The following is a 19275-nucleotide window of genomic DNA, read 5'->3' as shown; positions in this document are numbered from 1 at the left end:
CCTCCTCCGCTCCTCCGCTTCGCTCCCCCGCTCCGTCGGTCCAGAATCGAGACGGCCGCGAATCATCGCGCGATGGTTCGTGGTGCTGGGTTGCCTGCACAGTCCGCAGCGCGGAGCGCCGTGAACGGAGTGCTCTCGGAGATCCTAGGCGAGCATCGCAAGGGCCGGGCAAAGGCTCTGCCCGGCCCTTGCGCTCGGTTGGTTACTGGGCGGCAGCTTTGTCGCGGGCCTTGCGGCGCGAGATCTCACGCTGGCGGTCGTTGGCGTTCAGGGTGACTTTGCGCACTCGCACGATCTCCGGGGTGACCTCGACACACTCGTCGTCGGTGCAGAACTCCATCGCGCTCTCGAGATCCAGCTGCAGCGGCTTGGCCAGGGTTTCGAGTACGTCACCGGTGGCGGACCGCATATTGGTCAGCTTCTTCTCGCGGGTGACGTTGATGTCGAGGTCCTCGGCACGCGGGTTGATGCCGACCACGTGGCCTTCGTAGGTGTCGGCGCCCGGCTCCACGAAGAACTGGCCGCGGTCGGCCAGCTGGATCATGGCGAACGGGGTGACCGAACCATTGCGGTCGGAGACCAGCGAACCGGTGTGGCGAGCGCGGATCTCACCGGCCCACGGCGCGTAGCCGTCGAACACGGCGTTGGCGATACCGGTGCCGCGGGTCTCGGTGAGGAAGTCGGTGCGGAAACCGATCAGACCGCGCGACGGGACGATGAACTCCATGCGCACCCACCCGGCCGAGTGGTTGCTCATCTGGACCATCTTGCCCTTGCGGGCGGCCAGCAGCTGGGTGACGGCGCCCAGGTACTCGTCCGGGCAGTCGATGGTCAGTTCTTCGAAGGGCTCGTGCACCTTGCCGTCGACGGTCTTGGTGACCACCTGCGGCTTGCCGACGGTCAGCTCGAAGCCCTCGCGGCGCATCTGCTCGACCAGGATGGCCAGCGCGAGCTCACCACGGCCCTGCACCTCCCAGGCGTCCGGGCGGCCGATGTCGAGCACGCGCAGCGACACGTTGCCGACCAGCTCCTGGTCCAGGCGCGACTTCACCATGCGAGCGGTCAGCTTGTGACCCTGCACCCGGCCGACCAGCGGCGAGGTGTTGGTACCGATGGTCACCGAGATGGCCGGCTCGTCGACGGTGATGCGCGGAAGCGCGACCGGGTTGTCGACGTCGGCGAGGGTGTCGCCGATCATGATGTCCGGAATGCCCGCGATGGCGACGATGTCACCGGCCACGGCCTCCTCGCCGGGCTGACGCTCGACGCCGATGGTCTTGAGCAGCTCGGTGATCTTCACGGTCTTGACGCCGTCACCGTGCATCCACGCGACGTTCTGGCCCTTCTTCAGGGTGCCGTTGTGGATGCGCACCAGGCCGATTCGGCCCAGGAACGGGGAGGCGTCGAGGTTGGTGACGTGCGCCTGCAGGGTGGCCTTCGGGTCGCCCTTGGGGGCGGGAACGTACTTCATGAGGACCTCGAACAGCTCGTCGAGGTTCTCCGCGTCCGGCACCTGGCCGTTGTCGGGGCGGCTGGTGGAGGCCACGCCCGCGCGGCCGGAGGCGTAGAGCACCGGCAGGTCGAGGGCCAGCTCGGCGGCCTCGGAGGCCTCGTCGTCGAGGTCGGAGGCCAGGTCCAGCAGCAGGTCGTGAGATTCCTCGACGACCTCCTCGATGCGGGCGTCCGGGCGGTCGGTCTTGTTGACCACCAGGATCACCGGCAGCGAGGCCGCGAGGGCCTTGCGCAGCACGAAGCGGGTCTGCGGCAGCGGACCCTCGGACGCGTCGACGAGCAGTACGACGCCGTCCACCATGGACAGGCCGCGCTCCACCTCACCACCGAAGTCGGCGTGGCCGGGGGTGTCGATGACATTGATGACGGTGACCGATCCGTCGGCGTTATGCCGGTGAACAGCGGTGTTCTTGGCGAGAATGGTGATGCCCTTCTCGCGCTCGAGGTCACCGGAGTCCATCACTCGGTCGACGAGTTCGGCACGTTCGGCGAACGCACCGGATTGCCGGAGCATGGCGTCGACCAGTGTTGTCTTGCCGTGGTCGACGTGCGCCACGATGGCGACGTTGCGGAACTCGACAGACGACACGTTTGATTCCTCCTGGTGAAAAAGTCTGTTGCCGACCCGGATGGGTCTCATGCGTGGGGCTTGCCTACGAAGAGACATGGCGAACTCCACCGGGCATGCGGCGAGCTACAGACTACCGGGCGCACTAGGTCACATGGTCAATGGGCGGAGGTTAGGTTATGCTAACCAACATGGGCAAGGTGAAGGCCAAACATGTCTCGGGTCTGAAGCCGAAGAAAAAATGCTGCCGCAAGAAGACGCGGTGCCTGAAATGCCCTGTTGTGATTACGCGGATGAAGAAGGCCGAAGCCGCGGGCTGCTCCGGCAAGGAACTCGAGAAGTGCCTGAAACTCGCGCGGGCGGCCTGAATCCGGAGTACACCGGAGTCATGAGTCCTGCGCTGCTCTCCGACGACGACATCGCCAAGGCCCTCACCGAACTGCCCGAATGGACCCGTGAGGGCGACAGCATCACGCGCACCATCCAAGCCCCCTCGTTCCTGGCCGGCATCGAACTGGTGCGCCGGGTGGCCGCCGCGGCCGAGGCCGCAAACCACCATCCCGATATCGATATCCGCTGGCGGCGGGTCACTTTCACACTGTCGACCCACTCCGCGGGCGGTCTCACGAAACACGATATGGCTCTCGCTCGCGAGATCGATCAACTGCACGCTCAGAGTTGAGCCGCCCAGCCCGGATCATCCACGCATAGAGCGCCAGCACCCCGATGGCGTTCCCCGCGCCCAGCCAGGCCAGGTAGCCCGGACGCGAGATATCCCACATCGACTTCTGCAGGGTTCCCAGCATCCAGGGCACCCCGATCACCGTCGTGAACAGCCAGTATGCGGCCATGAGGCGCGCACCGGCGGCCTGACGCAGCGGGCCGTGGAGCAGCCACAGAATCAGCGGGACCAGACAGACCCAGTGGTGTGACCAGGAGATCGGCGACGCCATCAACCCGAACAGCTGCACGATGATCAGCGTGCCCAGCCGGTCGTCGGAATCCAGTGCGCGCCAGGCGAAGAACGCGAGCACGGCCGTCACCAGCACGGACGTCTTCCACAGCAACCCGGACCCGATGTCGTGGCCGGCCAGGCGGCTGAGCGCCCCGCGCAGCGACTGATTGATCACCGAACCGATCGGCCCGATGCGACGCGGGTCGCCGACCAGCTCCCCGAAGTACCTTGTGGTCTCCCCCGGCGTGAGCAGGTAGGTCACGCCGATGGTCCCGGCGAAGGCCACCGCGGACCAGATCACCGCGAGCCACTGCCGGCGGGCCACGAAATACAGCCCGGTCACCGCCGGGGTCAGCTTGACGCCCGCACCCAGGCCGACCAGCGCACCCGACACCCACCACCGGGCACTACGCGCCGCGACCATGGCGAGCAGCACCAGGAACACATTGACCTGGCCGTAGTCGAGGGTGGACCGCACCGGTTCCAGCCACATGCCGCCGGCGGTCCACGCCACCGCCGTGGTGCGCCAGGACTGTTCGTGCATGGCCTCCCGGCCCACGATCATCTCCAGCGAGATCCACACGATGCCGAACAGCGCCGCCGCGGTGGCCAGCAGCCAGCCGGCGGCCACCACATCGAAGGGCAGGAAATGCAGCGGATACAGGACGAGCGCCGCGAACGGTGTATACGTGAACGGCAGCGGAAATTGTGGTGACCGACTGGAATCGGTCCAGTCGTAGAGATTCCCGCGGAACAGATTCGCGGCGCCTTCGACATAGACGTGCAGGTCCACGAGGATCAGATTGCTGGGCCAGAACAGCGCCCACAGCAGGCGGACCAGCACCGAGACGCCGAGAGCAGCGGCAGCCAGGCGGAAACGTCGATTCACGGCGTGGACTTTCGGTCGGGTGGATCACCGACCGGAATTCACGGCTGGCGAGCAGGCCTTTTCGGCGCTCGATGAGCGTAGCTGGACCAACGATTATCCCGCGCACCCCAAATATTCAGGGCACCAACGACATTCGAGCATCCCGAGAAATTCGGGACGTGGATCTCGCGCCGAAAATCTCACTTCACCGGTCGGACAGCTCTTGCTCGCGAGTTCGATCGACGGGATGTCCGGGGCTGAGCCGGCCCGCCCCGATGATCCAGGCATAGAGCGCCAGCACGCCGAGTACGTCCACCGCGCCCAGCCAGGACAGGATGCCCGGGCGCGAGATGGTCCAGATCGAGTTCTGGAAGAAGCCCAGCACCCAGGGCACACCGATCAGCGTCACCACCAGCCAGTAACCGGCCAGCACCCGGGCGCCCGCCGCCTGTCGCAGCGGGCCGTAGAGCAGCCACAGGATGACCGGGAGCAGCCAGATCCAGTGGTGCGACCAGGAGATCGGCGACACCATCAACCCGAACAGCTGCACGATGATCAGCGTGCCCAGCCGGTCGTCGGAATCCAGTGCGCGCCAAGCGAAGAACGCGAGCACGGCGGTCACCAGCGCGGCCGCGATCCACACCGGCCCGGACACCACGTCGTGGCCGAGCAGGCGACTGAGCGCGCCGCGCAGCGACTGATTGGTCACCGATCCGACCGGCCCGATGCGATGCGCGTCGCCGAGCAGCTCACGGAAGTACTTGTTGGTCTCACCGGGGGCGAACAGATAGGTCAGCAGGATGGTCCCGAAGAAGACCAGCGCCGACCAAATCGCCGTGAACCAGCGTTTGCGGGCCGCGAAATACAGCCCGGTGACGGCCGGGGTCAGCTTGATGCCCGCCGCCACGCCGACCAGCGTGCCCGACACCCACCAGCGCGCGCTGCGGACCGCGATCATGGCGAGCAGCACCAGGAACACATTGACCTGGCCGTAGTCGAAGGTCGAGCGCACCGGCTCCAGCCACATGCCGATCGCCGTCCACGCCACCGCGGCGGTGCGCCAGGACTGTTCACGCATGGCCTCGCGGCCGACCATCATCTCCAGCGCGCACCACACCACACCGAACAGCGCCGCCACCGTGGCCAGCAGCCATCCGATGGCGACCACGCCGAAGGGCAGGAAATGCAGCGGATAGAACACCAGCGCCGCGAACGGCGGATAGGTGAACGGCAGCGGAAAGTCCGGCGTCTTACTGGAATCGGTGTAGTCGTAGAGGTTCCCACCGAACAGGTTCGCGGAGCCGTCCACATAGACGTGCAGGTCCACGAAGTTCATGCCATTGGGCAGGCACAGAACCCACACGAGACGGGCCAGCACCGAAATACCCAGTGCCGCGGCGGCCATGTGGAAGTGTCGATTCACGGCACTGTCTTTCAGCTCGGGCGGGTCACCGGCCGAGTGCACGGCTGGTGAATGCGGCTTGCGGGCCTCGCGAATGCGGCGTTGCGGCCCTGGCAAGCGTAGTCGCCCAGCGAAATGAGCCGTGCAGCGCGGACCCTCCGCTGTAACATTTGCATCACCGACCCCATCCGCAACACGCATTCTGTTCGGCCGTTCGATAGCGTCAGCTGATCGAGTTCGCCAAGATCACACCGCGGCTGTACAACACGGCGGCCCGGTCCCTAGAGTGACGCGGAGCGATGGCTCCATCGCTGCTAGATGTCCCTGAAGGTAAGGACGGCTACACCAGTGCTTCGCACCCGAGGATCGCGGTTCGCAATGTCCGCATTGGCCCTGGCGGCCTGCGCCACCGTCGCCGTGCCGACGGCCTACGCGAACCCCGCGCCGGCACCCCAGAGCGCGTCGATTCCGATGATCCCCGAAGGGGTTCCGGTCGACGCGCTGGCCTCGCTGGTCCCCGCCATCATCGGCGCGGCCACCGGTCCCGCCGATATCGCGGACGCGGGCCCCAAGAACGCCATTCTCGCCCAGGCCAAGCAGCTGCTGGAGAGCAGCAACCTGCCGCCGCAGGTGAAGACCACACTGCTCGCCGTCATCACCTTCCTCGACGGCAGTGGCGGTGGCGGCCCGGACATCCCGAAGGATGGCCCGGTCATCTCGCAGTTCCTGTGGCCGACCATCGGCAAGGGCTGCATCTCCTCCACGGCGGACTCGGTGGGCACCGCGCTGGCCGTCAGTGGTCCGGCGCAGCTGCCCCCGCCCGGACCGGCGCAGGGCCAGGCCGGTTTCGTGTTCACCGCGCTGGGCACCAAGCAGCCCACCGATGTGCAGCCCACCCCGATGACGGTGCAGTGGCTGAACCTCGACACGCGCGCCACCGCCACCCAGAACCTGACCAATGACGCGCACATCAACCCGGACGGCCCGGCCACCCTGTCGGCCATCGCCAATACCGGTTCCGGTCGTGTGGTCGCCATCGTCTCGGGTTCGCTGACCACCCAGGCCGATCCTGAGTCGCAGCCGATCACCTGCTCGTTCCTGCCGACCATCGGATTCTTCACCGTCGCCTAGCAGTACCGCCTCCCCGAATATTCAGCGGGCGGCTGAGAGCCGCTCACTGTAGGGCACCCGTGCCGGCGGTTGGGAGCCCAACCGATTTTCGGGCGTACCCGGTGAGTTACCCCGGAACTCACCAAATCAGTTGCCACGTTCCATACTGTCTCGCGGTGCCGTGTGGTAGACCGACATCTATGGCCGCTGTGACCAACCCCGTGCGGGGACTGTATTCGCGCCGGTCGATCCTCTCGATCCGTTCGGAGGGATCGATCCTGTCGATCGGCTCGGCCTATTCGATCCTGTCCATCGGCAGCGTGGGTTCGGTGCTGTCGATCGGGTCGGTGGGCTCGTTCGGCTCTCTCATCTCCTCGGCTTCCTTCGGCAGCCTCGGCTCCGCCTTCTCGGCGCTGTCCCGCTGGTCCCTGTTTTCCTGGAACGGGAACGGTGAGGTCTTCTCCGACGGCAGCGGCGAGGACGAACACACCGATCCCCACCTCATGCTCCGGGTCGTCCCCGAGGAGCCGGACCTGGCACTCGACCCGACCTGCCACTGCCAGACCTGACGGGTTTCCTTCAGCTGGGAGAGTCTGGCTACCACCATTGGCCGTACTGCGGGGCCAGTACGGCATTGACGTCCACCGAGACGCCACCGACCTCGCGCTCGTCGATCTCGAATTGGTGCAGGGTGGCGGCGGGGTGGACGTACCCCTTCGGGGTGCCCCAATTGTGTTGCCAGAAGAAGGAACACAGGCCCACGTCGCGAATGTTGTCGATGGTCGGCGAGTTCGCGTAGACGCCGGTGCGGCCGTGCCCGATGACGGTCTCCCAGCCACGCAGATACGGCTCGATGAACTGCTCGAAATCATCGTCGCCGGGGTTGTCGTCGATGGAGGCGTAGATGGGCGCGGTGTCGGGCCCGCCCGCGGCCTTGTGCAGGATCAATCCCCGTGCGGCGTGCTTCAATCCGGCCGCGTAGCCGCCGCGCCAGTCGGCGGTCTGAGCCTTGCCGAACTGGTAGCAGGAGACCACCGACAGGCCCGCGGCGCGCAGGGCGTCGACCTCGCGTGCGAGCAGCGGTTTGCCTTCCATCCATTCGGCGCCGGGCCGCCGGTCGGAGACATAGCGGATGACTCCGATATGGCCGTCATCGCTGATGGATTGGGCGGAGGGGACGCCGCCGGCGTAGTCGAGGAGGGTGCCGAGCTGCTGCTTGGCTGCCGCGGTGGCGGGTGGGAGAGTCAGTCCGGCGGTGATTCCGGCGGCGAGAGCCGTGGCCCCGGAGAGGAAGTTCCGTCGATCGACATGGGCAGAACGCATCATGGGCTCCTTCGCACACACTCGCTGGTCGAACATTCCAGTCGTGACGATTGGGAGACGGCATCTCACCGGTGACCGGTTGGAACTACTTGCGGCGTGCCCGGCGCACCTTCCCCGATGAAAACAAGATCATCCGTGCGCCGGGAGCCCTGAACGTGCTCTCATTTCACCATATTCACATTGGAATCGCCAGGCTCATCGAGCACATCGGCACCATATGTCACATCGGGGCGAAACGGGCGACGACCGGCCGATGGCGAACTTACAGCTATCTACGGCCGGGTACCTCGGACGCGCGTCGAGTCCAGCCGGGCGCCCACATCGATGGTCCGGCGCGACACGTCGGCCACCTCGGCGCGCACGACCGTCGCCACCTGGGCAGCGATCTGCTTGCGCATGCCGGCCAGCTTGCCCAGCGCGGCCGCCCGCCAGCCCTCCGCGGTCATCTCCAGATCGATATCGCGGGCGCGCGGCGGCACCGCGTCGATGACGATCAGCAACGGATCGGCAGCCCGCGCGGTGAGGGCCACCGGCACCTGCAGCTCGGCCCGATAGCGGTTGGTCTTGAGCACGTCCACGGAGATGTCCAGGCTCACCGGAATAGTGAGGTCGAAGCGCACCAGCGCCGGATCATGGGAGTTCGCGTGCGCCGCGGCCGCCGCCGATTCGGCTGCGGCATGGGGCAATTCGGCGATCCGCGGCTCGGGCACAGGGGTGACGGTGACCGGGCCGGCGGCGGCGATCCGGGGCAGCCGCACACTGCCCTGCACCCAGACCTCGGCCTTGTTGCCCGGGCCGGTGCGCAGCGGGCCGACCTCGATGGGCTTGCCCGCCATCGATTCCACGACCTGCCGCACCCGTTCCGTGGTCACGATGCGCGCGAAGAACCGGCGGCCGAATTCGTCATAGCCGATCCACTCGTGGGTCGGCCGTCCGCGGTAGGCCGAGCGGGTGCCGTCCATGATGGCCTGTACGTCGAAGGTGCGGCCGCGTTGCGAATCCGGGTCGGCCAGAATGCCGTTGAGACGATTGGCGACCTCGCGCTGCACCAGTTTGGCGATGGGGTCCAGCAGCAGTTCCCAGGCGCTGCCGATGGCCTGCGCGCGCATGACGAAGCTGACGTCGCGCCCGGTGACCGGGGGAATATCGATGACGATGAGCAGCGGATCGGCGGTGCGGGCATGCATGGTGAGGTCGATCTCCACAACCGCCTCCAGCCGCAGCCGCTGTCCGCCGAGGGTGACGTCGACCCGCAGCTTCACCGGGAGCATGACGTCGAAGTGCACGTGCGGCCCGCGCCGGATCACGGTGGGTTTGCCGATACTGCCCTTGGCCACGAAACGGGCGAGCCCGGCGGGCCCGATTCCGAAGGGGCCGATGGTGATTCCCCGCCCGGCCACGCTGGAGACCGCAGACTCGATCCGGGTTTCCGTCACCGCCGCCGCCACGAAACGTTCGCCGAATTCGGCGTAATCGATCCAGGTCGGTTGGTCGGACGACGTCATCAGCTACTTTCGTCGGGCGGGGACCCCTGTCCTGCCGATGAGGGGGCAGCAGGACAGGGATCAATCGACGACGCTGCCGGGCGTCGCCGAAACCCATCGTAAGCGGAAGGTGCGCTCAGTTGTACACCCCGCCCCGCGTGTTTCCAGAATGTGGAATCAGCGTGTTCCCAATCGCCCGAATCCGACCAGCCCCGATGTGCCGGACGGGCGGAATTTGTGGATGGCGACACCGCCGGATTCACCGGCCTCATTGCCGCCCACCGTGGTGATGGTATACGAGTCCGCCGCGATAACGATATTCGTGTGCTGATGGAACACACTGGAATCCGAGTACATCACCACATCGCCGACCCGCGGGAGATATCCGTTGTTCGCCTGCTCGAAACGATGCTGCCCCCGGTAGTACTCCTCCAGGGTGTACACACCAGGAATCCGCCAGGATCCGGAATTCGGATTGCTCAACGGTTGTCCGACCGCCCGCATCACCCAGCTGACGAAGTCGGCGCACCAGGGTTCGGCAATGCCCTCAGAGTATTTGTCCCGACCGCTCTGTTCGTCGAATTGCTGTCGCAGGACATCGACCACCTGCATCTGCCCGGGACTCAACCCGGCGGAATCGACCTCCGGAAAGTCGTGCAGCAGGCGCCCGTCCAGCTCCCGCGGGCCGTAGGACTCCTCGTGCCGGTGCTGCTGCCACCACCGCACGCCGAGCACTCCCCCGGCACTCAGCGCCGAAATCATCACCAGCGCAACGGTACCCACCACCAGCCATCGTCGCCGTCTGCGCCGCGGGCGCTCGAGCTCGACTGTCATTCGGTCCTCCCCCGTTCCGGCCGGCCTTCGGCCTTACCAGGGAGGACGTTCCACCCGGCCGCGGAGTTCCCTCAGGGTCGGTGGACCAGCCGGCCGCGGCCCGTCGGACCGAGGCGGCCCGCCTGCATGAGCCCGACACCCTGGGGTGCGAGTTCCGCCAGCTCGGATTGCAGTCTGGCCTCCAGTTCCTCGGCGTCGGCGCGGTGACCGGCGGCCCGCTCGGGGTCGCCGAGGTAGGTGGCCAGCTCGGCGAGGATGTAGTCCATGGGCCCGAGCACCGAAGCGCCGGTCTCCAGACCGCAGACGGTGCCCGAGTACGGCAGCAGCTGCTGGTAGACACCCAGCGCCATGGCCGGATCCTCGAGGGCGATGACGAGGCGGGCCTTCACTCCGGTGAAGGTGGACCAGAACTGCGGGGCCGGTGAGGGTGCGGCGGCCAGTACCCGACGGGCCTCCTCCGGGCGGCCCGAATGCGCCAGGGCCAGCGCGTAACCGTGGATGAACAGCTCCGGTTTGAGGGCGGTGCGCTCGCGCAGATCGTTCAGGTAGACGGACATGTCATTGCGCAGCCAGCCGATGGAGACGGCGATGCCGACGTGCAGCGCATTGGCGTCGCGGGTCGGCTCGGCCGCGCCCTCGCCGGAGTGCGCCACCAGGTCGTCCAGTTCGCCGGAGCCCTCGCCGAGCAGGCGCAGCACCTCATCGGTATTGCCGCGCAACAGTTCCAGCACCATGCCGAAGGGTGCGATGGCGTCCAGCAGGTGCCGCAGCTGTCCGTCGGTGGCGTATTCGCCGGCCCGCCCGGCGTGTTCGGCGGCGGCCACCAGATCGGCGTCGGCCAGGGAGGCGCGGAACAGCAGATAGTGTGCGAGCGCGCGGAATTCGGTGAGTTCGGCCGCGGAGGACACCTCGAGCAGCCGGGTCGCATACCGTTGGAGGTCGTGGGCGCGCAGGAAGCCACCCGCCGCGAAGGCGGCGAACGCCTGCGCGTTGAGGACCGTACACAGCAGGTCGGGGTCATCGAGCGGTTCGGCCAGGGCCATGGCCGCGCCGGCCAGGATGCGGGCCGCCGAGGGTTCCTCGATGGCGCGATCGAACACGGCGGTGACGTGCAACAGAATTCGCGTGCGCACCGGCAGCCCGGGATCGGCGCAGGCCAGGCGCAGCGGTTCGCGGATGCGCGGGTCCGGGGTGTGCCAGTCGTGCACCGACCAGATGAGCGGTGTCGGCCAGCAGGTGGCGGCGTGCGCGAGCAGCTCCGTCCCGCCCGGCGATGACGCTGTGCCGCCGAGTGATTCGGCCAGATCGAGCGCTTGCTCGCGCGCCGCCCGCGCGGCGATGTGCTGCCCGTCGTAGGCGAGCGCCACCACCAGCTCGCATCGTGCCTCGAGCACCGCGAGCCGATCCGCGCGTGCGGATCCCGCGGCGGCGTGCCCGGCGAGATCGTGCAGCGCGAGCACCGATCGCCACCGCCGCACGGCATCGGCTCGCATCCGCCGCTCCACACACCGCCGCGCCGCCGCGCGGACGTATGGCAGGGCCACCGTGGCGGTTTCGGCATCCGCCCCCAGCGCCGCGTGATGCGCCAGCGCATCGATGTCCCGCCCGCGCGGTACGTAGACCGTATCGTGCGCGGAACTCGTTCCGGCATAGGCGAACTCGGTGATTCGGTCGGGGCCGGCGGGGACGACCGCGCCGGGATCGGCGATCCCCGCGGCGTCCGGTTCCGGCTGCCCGGTCGATGAGTCCGTGGCCACCTCGTCTGCCCCGCGGAGGGCCGCGAGCGTCCGGTCGGTGCGACGCGTGGCCCTGGGCCGCGGCGACCCCAGGAGCGCCGCGACCAGATGATCGGCTCCCCACAGCGCGCTGAGCACCCGATTCCCCGTGCCCGGAAGGTCTTCCGTCCCGGTTCCGGGGTCGGATCGTCGGTCGTCCTGGCCGCCGGGCGCGGCCTCCGCGCGGGTCGAGCCCGGCGCTGTCGGACCTGGTTCCGGGTCGCTGCGCAGGTATTCGAAAGCGGCCCAGTGCATTCGGGTACGGCGCAGGGTGGGGAGGTCGTAATAGACGGTTTCGCGGACCAGGGCGTGATCGAAGGTGACGCGACCGGCCCGGTCGGTGCGCAGCAGGCGCGCGGATTCGGCGGTGGCGATCAGGTCGATGACGGTGTCGGCGGGGCGGTCGGCGGACGCGGCGAGGGTGGTGATGTCGCTGTCCTCGCCCCAGACCGAGAGGTGGCGCAGCAGGTCCACGACGTCGGCCGGGAGCTGGCCGACGCGCCGGCCCAGCAGGTCGCGCACGCTGTCGGGCAGGCCGTCGGTGGTGCCCTGGGTGGCAACGAGTTTGGCGAGTTCGCGCACGAACAGTGGGTTGCCGCCGGTGCGCCGGCGTAGCAGTTCGACGGTGCGGTCGTCGGGGGCGGCGAGCCCGGCCGCGGCCGCGGCGCGGCGGGTGCCCGCCATATCGAGGCCGTCGAGTTCGAGGCGGTCGGCGGTGAACAGCGCCAGGGCGGCGGCGGTGTCGCGGACGCCCGGGCCCGCCTCGGTGCCGCGCAGGGTGGCGACGATGAGGATCGGGCGGTCCCGCAGCCAGTTCACCACCTGCCGCAGCACCTGCAGGGTGGCGGTGTCGGCGCCGTGCACGTCCTCGAGCACGATGGCGATCGGCGTTCCGGCCGAGCGTTCGCGGCAGGAGCGGACCACGCGGCGGGCCAGGGTGAAAGCGTCGGCGGCGGTGAAGGTTTCGGGGTCGGCGGCGTCGAGGCCGGTGAGCACCTCGGCCCAGGCCCAGGCGGGCGGTGCGGACTCGACCTCGGGGCAGCGGCCGAACACGGTGGTCCAGCCGCGGTCGCCCAGGTGTGTGGCGAGGGCGGTGGCGAGGGTGGTCTTTCCGGCTCCGGCCTCACCGGAGAGCCAGACCAGCCGCACGTGCCCGGCGGACGCGGCGTCGGCGGCGGCCAGCATGGCGGCGCGCTGTGCGGCATATCCGGTGTCCGGCAAGGGTTCCGGATCGAGCAGCGGTTCGGGTTCGGCGGGCCGCGCGGGTGCGGGCGGGGTGACCGTCTCGTTGTCCACCGAGTGGGTGAGGATGGCGGTCTCCAGATCCCGCAGTCCCGGACCGGGATCCACCCCGAATTCCAGGGTCAGGAATTCACGGCTGCGGCGCACCGTCGCGAGTGCGTCCAGCGACTGTCCCAGTCGGTACTGGGCGACGGCCAGCAGCCGCGCGCATTCCTCGCGTCCGGGATGCTCTTCCAGGATGGGCCGCAGCGCCAGCACCACCTCGGCGGGCCGGTTCAGTTCCAGCGCCGCCTGGGCGCGCAGTTCAGCGGCGGTCAGCCGCAGGGCCTGTAGGCGGGCGGTCTCCTGTGCCGCCCACGGCATTCCGGGGAAGGATTCGAAGGCGCCGCCGTGCCAGCACGCCAGGGCGGCGTCCAGCACCCGCACCTGTTCCAGCGGGTCGGGTCGCCCGGCGGGGTCACGCATGGCGGCCTCGTGCCCGTGCAGCAGTTGTTCGAAGTGCCAGGAGTCCACTTGGGACGGCTCGAGATTGAGCGCGTAGCCGTGTGATTCGGACACGATGACGCGTGAGTGCGCCCGCCGCGGCCGGTCCGGCTCGAAGACCCGGCGCAGGTTGTGGATGTACACCTGCAGCGCTGCAACGGCTTTGGCGGGCGGGTCACCGTGCCAGAGGTCGTCGATGAGCCGTTCCGTGGGCACCACCCGGCCACCTGCGGCGACCAGTCGTCCCAGCACCGCGCACTGCATGGGCGCGCCCGGAGGCACGCGCTGACCGTCGATGCTGATGTGCAGTGGGCCCAGCACCCCGATGCGTATGAGCGCCATGTCGCTGTGCGACCCCCGTACCCACTTCGAATAAAACCAAACAGGATCCTCTCAATATGACAGAAATTCTGCGACAGTACCCAGTCTTGTGACGGGGCTTAACTCGATACGAAGACGCTCCGAAGAGTTGTCCCGCACACTGCCTAGGGTGTTCGACCCCTCCCCGCCGCCGGACGCCGATCTCGCGGTCCTGCACAGCCTTCCGCATCCGGCCTGCCTGCACGACGGCGGCTACGACGTGGTGGCCGCGAACGAAGCCTTCCGGAACCTGTTTCCGGGCACCGGCCCGGGCGCGAACCTGATGACGGCGATCCTGCTGGAACCCATGGCCCGCTACCGGCTGGGCGACTGGGAGGCGGAGGCACAGGTCATGGTGTCGGCCTTCCGGTCCGCCGCCCCCGAGCTGCGGCCGGATCGGGTCGAGGAGATCGTCAACCTGGCGCGCCGCTCACCCGACTGGGATCGCTTGTGGCACAGCCACGTCGTCCCCCCGGAGCCGCGCGAGCGCACGGTGCTGATGAACGATCCACTGTCCCGCCGGGAACGCCGGATGTACGTGCAGACCTTCGAGTTCCAGTCGCCGCAGCGGCCGTGGTGGCTGCTGACGATCGTGCCGTTCGACTAGCCCGGTCAGGCCTCGGCGGCGGGAACCTCGAACCAGCCGTCCTCCGGTTCGGCATAGCCGTGATACATCAGCGGTATGCGCCGGTCCACGCCGAAGTGCCGATAGACCGCGAGCATGGTGTTGCGCACGGCCTGGTCGTGGAAGTCGTCGATGCGCCGCGGGCCGAGCCAGTGCTCGGGGAGCAGTGCGAGCCGGGTCATCTCGTCCGGATCGTCCATGTCCAGGCCGATGGGGCCGGGGTCGACGATGAAGTGATCGTGCAGCACCGCGTGCACACTGTGCGGGTCGTGCTGCCCGGCCGCGAAGGCGAGGAAGCGGGCGCGGATGGCGGGCGAGCCGTGCTCCTGCAGCCACTCGATGAGATGTGGGTTGGGGCGCGGAATCGACCTCTCGGACAACGGTGTCTGCTCCAGCAGGTGCAGCACGCTGGCACCGGGCACGCGGGGTTCGGGGACGAGGAAGAGGCTGAGCACCGGGGATCCGGACAGACTGTCGCAGAGGCAGACCTTGGTGCGCATGGGGTCGGTCATGCGCCACTCCTTAACGGGAGGGGTTGCTGGCTTCGTCATCCGAATCGTGCCGGCTCGTCGAGTTACCAGACTCGGACAGATCTCTCCTCGACGCCCGACCGGTGCAACACCCGGAATTATAGTCGCCGGACACAAATCGGACCGACCGGTCTTACGGTCGATCCGATCGGCCACCCGGTCGCTGAGCGGCCCGGTTACGCGCCCACCAGACGGCTGCGCGTGCCCTGCCCGGCCGGCAACGCCGCCAGCTGGCCCTCGATGGTGGCCCGGACAGTCGGCCACTCCTCGTCCAGAATGGAGTAGAAGGCGGTGCTGCGCACCTCGCCGTCCAGCCCGCGCGAGTGCGCGCGCCGCACCCCGTCGCTGGTGGCGCCGAGACGCTCGATCGCCAAGCGGGACCGGAGATTTCGGACATCCGCGCGCATGGCGATCCGCCGCACCCGCCACACCTCGAAGGCGTGCTGCAGCAACAGCAGCTTGGACTCCAGATTGATGCCCGCACCGCGCGCCTGCGGGGACAGCCAGCTATTGCCGATCTCGGCGGCGTCGGGCACCGCGAGCAGGGGATCTCCGCTGGGCAGGCCGTGCACCAGCGGCCACACCACCGGGCCCTGCCAGTAGTCGAAACGGGTGAACCGGGTCGAGCCCAGCACCCGCCCACCGGCGACGGCGATGATGGCGAAGGCCAGCGAGGTGCCCGAGGCATGCCCGGAAAGGGCCTGAGCGACGTATTCCAGCGCCTCGTCCACACCGTGTGGGACAGGCGTGAAAGCGTAATCGTCACGGTTCCCCGCAGCAGCCTCCGCGAGCCCCGAGGCATGCTGCGGCGCAAGGGGTTCCAGCCGTACCAGACGGCCGGTCAGAGTTACGGGTACGGGCACGTTCCCTCGATCTTTCAGAAGGGGTCGGGGGCTCGCGTCAGGCAATGGCCGCCCCGGCCACACACTCCGGAATCGACGAACCAGCCCTGGCGCGCCAGTAGCAGCATCGGATAGTGGGATGAACGATAGCGGAACACCAGCGCACCGCGCCGCAGGCGGCATGTAAATTTCATGCGCTCTACCGCGCGTCGCGCGGGTTATTTCGCAGGTGTCTTACAGCGTTTGCCGGCACGGCCATCCGCTACCTGCCGGCGACCCCCTTTCGGGCTGCCAGAAATGCGAATACCTATGCGCTGGAAGGTATTACTACGCCGGTCTTCCCCGCCAGAAACCGTCGTGCACCGCCCTTGCCTCCGCAAGCTCGATCGGACCGATGACCGGCAGCGCGCGCTGACCGGCGGCGAATACCGCACGGCAGGGCAGCGCCATGGTCGGGTTCTCGGGATCCGCACCGGTCAGGGCCAAGAGCTGGTCCTCACCGAGTGCATAAACCACCCGCCCGATATTTCCCCAGTAGATCGCCCCCGCGCACATCGCGCAGGGTTCGGTACTGGTGTAAAGCGTGCAGTCACGCAGAAACTCGGCGTCATAGCCAGCGCTCGCCAGCCGCACCAGATTCGTTTCCGCATGTCCTGTCGCGTCGCGCGCGGTGATCACCGTGTTCTCCGCCTCCAGCAACACCCTTCCCCCGGGCTCGGCCAGCACCGCCCCGAATGGATGATTGCCGTGCTCACGCGACCGCCGCGCAATGCCGACAGCCGTCAGCAGATTTTCCATATCCCGCTCGCTGAGCGATTCGACCACCCGAACACCTTGCCACACAGCCACTTCGGCGCCGCCACCGGAGGGGTTCGAAGGTCACCGGGCGACGAGCGGCGGCCACAAACGCGGGTGTCTCTTGCTTTTAGCAGGCACCCGGGTGCTTAACGCCAGTTCAACTAGCTTCAGGGAGGCGGCACGACGAGCGCGGAGGAACAGCGGTGCATGGCGGATCCCCTCGAGATCCAGGTCGTCATCGGCGGCGAAAGGGTGTCCGCGACCGGGTGCCGGCGTGAGAGTCGCGCCGCACCCGCGCGGTGCTCGCGAAATTCGAGACCCGGCTCAGGCTGCGGGGATTCGCCGGATGATCGCGGCGGCCCCGGTTCGGCCGGAACGTCGTCGATGCGGTGATCACGGCCGCGGACCGGAGATCGCACCGTCGAGCAGCAGGTCGACGAGGCGGACGCACAGCTGCGGGTCGATCGGTTCCCGGGTGACCAGCGTGCGGAATTGCAGTGGCGCGATCAAGGTTTCGAGCAGCAACCGCGGGTCGGTCCCGGCGGGCAGCTCGCCGCGGTCGACGCCGCGCTCGACGATCGGCCGGGTCAGTTCCAGCCGCGTGGTCCAGCACGCCTCCCGCACGCGCGCCCACCGCGGTTCGCCACCGCCGAACGACAGCGCCTGATTGAGCGCCCGGCCGTGCGGTGTGCCGAGGTAGGCCGCGAAGGCGTCGAGCAGTTCGTAGAGGTCGGTCCGGATCGCCCCGGTATCGGGCACCGGTATCGGCTGTTCGCCGCAGCTCAGCAGGGTGTCGATGATCAGCTCGTCCCGACTGCCCCAACGCCGATAGATCGTCGTCTCGTGCACCCCCGACGACGCGACCACATCCGATACCGCGAACTCGCCAACCCCTTTGTCCGCCAACACATTCAATGCCGCCTCGAGCACGGCCTCGCGCACCCGGGCGGACCTGCCGCCCGGCCGGCGCCGAACCTCACCACCCGTCACCGAACCTCCGCAAACACAAGCCGAACTGGCGTTTAGCAGTGTAAGGCGGGGGGTTGTCGCCGGGAGATCATCGGCGGAAGATCGATTAGACAGTTGTTCCGGGTCGGGGGTCAGACCGTCATCGCCCATCCAAGGAACGGAACGCAGAAATGAAAACCAAGATTGCTTCGATTATCGCCGCGACCGGCATCACCCTGTCGCTCGCCGGGCTGGCCGCTCCTGCCGCATCAGCCGCCCCGCCCACACCTGCGCCGGTCACCGACACCTTCGGCTCGGTCGCGTTCTGCTTCGGTGTCCCGGTGGGCTTTTTCATCTTCACCATCTGCATCTGACCCGCAGAGCGACGCCACGGCCCCACCGCGCCCGCGCGGTGGGTCGCTCGCACCCGGCCGGCTCAAAGGTTGAACCGGAACTCGACCCCACTGATATCGGGCGGCGGCCGTGAATGCCGTTCGCTTCCAACACCCCTGATATCTCGCCCGTCTCCGAAATCACTGTCGCACAACCCCTTCAGCGGCAACGGATGCACAGCGGGCGGATTCGGATCCAAGCCGAGCGGCATTCCGAAGCCGGATCGAACAGCGCATGGACGCGGCGATCTACCGGCGGCTCGACGAGCTGTTCCGAGAGGGCACCGGCGAGCACTGCTTCCGGCGCCGCCCGAACTACGACCGTATCGCCGCCGATTTGCCGCGGGCCACGGTCGACATCGTGCTCTACGGAGCGATCCGCTCCACACACTCCGGCATCGACGATCGGACCAGCCGTAGCGGTCACAGCGACCGCCACGCGGATCAAAGGAGTCGCGGCATGATTACTGGCACCGGGCGCGTGGCATTGGTGACAGGGGCGAGCAGCGGAATCGGCGCGGCCACCGCGCGTCTGCTGGCGGCGCGAGGAATGCACGTGGTGGTCAATTACCTGCACAGCGAGGCAGCGGCCGAGGAGGTCGTGGCCGGGATCGGGGAGGCAGGCGGCCACGCGCTGGCCGTGCAGGCCGATGTCCGGGAGACCGCCGCGGTCGAGAATTTGATCGAACAGGTCCAGGCGCGGTGGGGTGGCGTCGACGTGCTCGTGCACAACGCGCTTACCCCGTATGCGATCAAATCGTTCCAGGACATGACGTGGAAAGAACTGGGCGGCAAGCTCGATGACGAAATGCGTGCTGCGTTCACCGTCACCAAGGCCGTCCTGCCGACCATGACCGCACAGCGCTGGGGGCGCATCATCTATATCGGCACCGGCCTCAGCCGCCGGCCCCGAGAGGGCATGATCGCGCTGGGCACCGCCAAAGCCGCGCTCGCGCAGTTCGCTCGTTACCTCGCCCAGGAGCTCGGGCCGTGGGCCATCACGGTCAATGTCGTGGAGCCCGGCCCGGTCGAGGACACCCGCATCGCGGGTGTCCTCGACGACGAGAACAAGCGGCGGCAGGTGGCCGCGACACCGCTGGGCCGCCTGGCCCTGACCGGGGACGTCGCCCAGGCGGTCGCGTTCTACGCGAGCGAAGACAACGCCTTCATGACCGGCACCACAGCCGCGGTGAACGGCGGCATGGCCATGTACTGACGAGGGAA

Annotated in this window: 18 protein-coding genes; 7 read left to right on the top strand and 11 right to left on the bottom strand. The window is 68.0% G+C overall.

All coding sequences use genetic code 11. The features are described from left to right. Positions 1-202: 202 nt before the first annotated feature. Positions 203-2101, bottom strand: coding sequence for a translational GTPase TypA (typA, locus tag ACIRRA_RS23275; protein WP_356995836.1), 1899 nt, complete (start codon positions 2099-2101; stop codon positions 203-205). A 170-nt stretch (positions 2102-2271) separates the two neighbouring features. On the opposite strand from typA, the gene ACIRRA_RS23270 reads away from it, so the two are divergent. Both ACIRRA_RS23270 and ACIRRA_RS23265 read left to right on the top strand, forming a co-directional pair. Then, positions 2272-2448 (top strand): hypothetical protein, encoded by a 177-nt coding sequence (locus ACIRRA_RS23270; protein ID WP_356995835.1) that lies wholly within the window; start codon positions 2272-2274, stop codon positions 2446-2448. 20 nt (positions 2449-2468) lie between these two features. Then, positions 2469-2762 (top strand): 4a-hydroxytetrahydrobiopterin dehydratase, encoded by a 294-nt coding sequence (locus ACIRRA_RS23265; protein ID WP_402771960.1) that lies wholly within the window; start codon positions 2469-2471, stop codon positions 2760-2762. Here the strand turns inward: ACIRRA_RS23265 and ACIRRA_RS23260 are convergent. Both ACIRRA_RS23260 and ACIRRA_RS23255 read right to left on the bottom strand, forming a co-directional pair. Continuing rightward, on the bottom strand, positions 2704-3924 hold the full coding sequence (locus ACIRRA_RS23260) for a mannosyltransferase (RefSeq protein ID WP_402771591.1): 1221 nt from the start codon (positions 3922-3924) through the stop codon (positions 2704-2706). The two genes, ACIRRA_RS23265 and ACIRRA_RS23260, sit on opposite strands and share 59 nt — an antisense overlap. Before the next feature lie 184 nt (positions 3925-4108). Beyond that, positions 4109-5341 (bottom strand): mannosyltransferase, encoded by a 1233-nt coding sequence (locus ACIRRA_RS23255; RefSeq protein WP_402771957.1) that lies wholly within the window; start codon positions 5339-5341, stop codon positions 4109-4111. Positions 5342-5683: 342 nt separating this feature from the next. Between ACIRRA_RS23255 and ACIRRA_RS23250 the strand changes: the two genes are divergently transcribed. Both ACIRRA_RS23250 and ACIRRA_RS23245 read left to right on the top strand, forming a co-directional pair. Continuing rightward, complete coding sequence (locus ACIRRA_RS23250; protein ID WP_402771589.1) at positions 5684-6436, top strand: hypothetical protein; 753 nt, start codon at positions 5684-5686, stop codon at positions 6434-6436. Between the two features lie 179 nt (positions 6437-6615). Then, positions 6616-6984, top strand: coding sequence for a hypothetical protein (locus ACIRRA_RS23245; RefSeq protein WP_402771586.1), 369 nt, complete (start codon positions 6616-6618; stop codon positions 6982-6984). A 28-nt stretch (positions 6985-7012) separates the two neighbouring features. Here the strand turns inward: ACIRRA_RS23245 and ACIRRA_RS23240 are convergent, their stop codons facing one another. The 4 genes from ACIRRA_RS23240 to ACIRRA_RS23225 all read right to left on the bottom strand — a co-directional run bounded on the left by ACIRRA_RS23240 (position 7013) and on the right by ACIRRA_RS23225 (position 13898). Further along, a complete protein-coding gene (locus ACIRRA_RS23240) occupies positions 7013-7738 on the bottom strand; it encodes a DUF1906 domain-containing protein (protein WP_402771583.1) in 726 nt (241 codons plus the stop codon). A gap of 272 nt (positions 7739-8010) precedes the next feature. Then, complete coding sequence (locus ACIRRA_RS23235) at positions 8011-9243, bottom strand: hypothetical protein (RefSeq protein WP_402771581.1); 1233 nt, start codon at positions 9241-9243, stop codon at positions 8011-8013. A 156-nt stretch (positions 9244-9399) separates the two neighbouring features. Further along, complete coding sequence (locus ACIRRA_RS23230; RefSeq protein WP_402771578.1) at positions 9400-10056, bottom strand: CHAP domain-containing protein; 657 nt, start codon at positions 10054-10056, stop codon at positions 9400-9402. Positions 10057-10127: 71 nt separating this feature from the next. Continuing rightward, a complete protein-coding gene (locus tag ACIRRA_RS23225) occupies positions 10128-13898 on the bottom strand; it encodes a BTAD domain-containing putative transcriptional regulator (protein ID WP_402771575.1) in 3771 nt (1256 codons plus the stop codon). A gap of 148 nt (positions 13899-14046) precedes the next feature. Between ACIRRA_RS23225 and ACIRRA_RS23220 the strand changes: the two genes are divergently transcribed. After that, positions 14047-14523, top strand: coding sequence for a hypothetical protein (locus tag ACIRRA_RS23220; protein WP_402771572.1), 477 nt, complete (start codon positions 14047-14049; stop codon positions 14521-14523). 5 nt (positions 14524-14528) lie between these two features. On the opposite strand, the gene ACIRRA_RS23215 is transcribed toward ACIRRA_RS23220, so the two are convergent. From ACIRRA_RS23215 to ACIRRA_RS23200, 4 genes are all read right to left on the bottom strand, one after another. After that, the gene (locus tag ACIRRA_RS23215) at positions 14529-15053 is read right to left on the bottom strand and encodes a hypothetical protein (protein WP_402771569.1); all 525 of its coding nucleotides are present in this window, start codon (positions 15051-15053) and stop codon (positions 14529-14531) included. Between the two features lie 194 nt (positions 15054-15247). Further along, the gene (locus tag ACIRRA_RS23210) at positions 15248-15934 is read right to left on the bottom strand and encodes a GNAT family N-acetyltransferase (protein ID WP_402771566.1); all 687 of its coding nucleotides are present in this window, start codon (positions 15932-15934) and stop codon (positions 15248-15250) included. 306 nt (positions 15935-16240) lie between these two features. Then, positions 16241-16738, bottom strand: a complete 498-nt coding sequence (locus ACIRRA_RS23205; protein WP_402771563.1) for a nucleoside deaminase — start codon at positions 16736-16738, stop codon at positions 16241-16243. 366 nt (positions 16739-17104) lie between these two features. Continuing rightward, on the bottom strand, positions 17105-17830 hold the full coding sequence (locus ACIRRA_RS23200) for a TetR/AcrR family transcriptional regulator (protein WP_402771560.1): 726 nt from the start codon (positions 17828-17830) through the stop codon (positions 17105-17107). A 20-nt stretch (positions 17831-17850) separates the two neighbouring features. Here ACIRRA_RS23200 and ACIRRA_RS23195 point away from each other — a divergent pair, with 20 nt between their 5' ends. Both ACIRRA_RS23195 and ACIRRA_RS23190 read left to right on the top strand, forming a co-directional pair. Next, the gene (locus tag ACIRRA_RS23195) at positions 17851-18033 is read left to right on the top strand and encodes a hypothetical protein (RefSeq protein ID WP_402771558.1); all 183 of its coding nucleotides are present in this window, start codon (positions 17851-17853) and stop codon (positions 18031-18033) included. Between the two features lie 253 nt (positions 18034-18286). Then, positions 18287-19267, top strand: coding sequence for an SDR family NAD(P)-dependent oxidoreductase (locus ACIRRA_RS23190; RefSeq protein WP_402771556.1), 981 nt, complete (start codon positions 18287-18289; stop codon positions 19265-19267). Positions 19268-19275 lie beyond the last annotated feature (8 nt).

The sequence above is a fragment of the Nocardia sp. NPDC101769 genome, assembly GCF_044766925.1.
Lineage (GTDB): Bacteria > Actinomycetota > Actinomycetes > Mycobacteriales > Mycobacteriaceae > Nocardia.
Note: the sequence above shows the minus strand (reverse complement) of the source record. Positions and strands in the feature narration are given on the sequence as shown.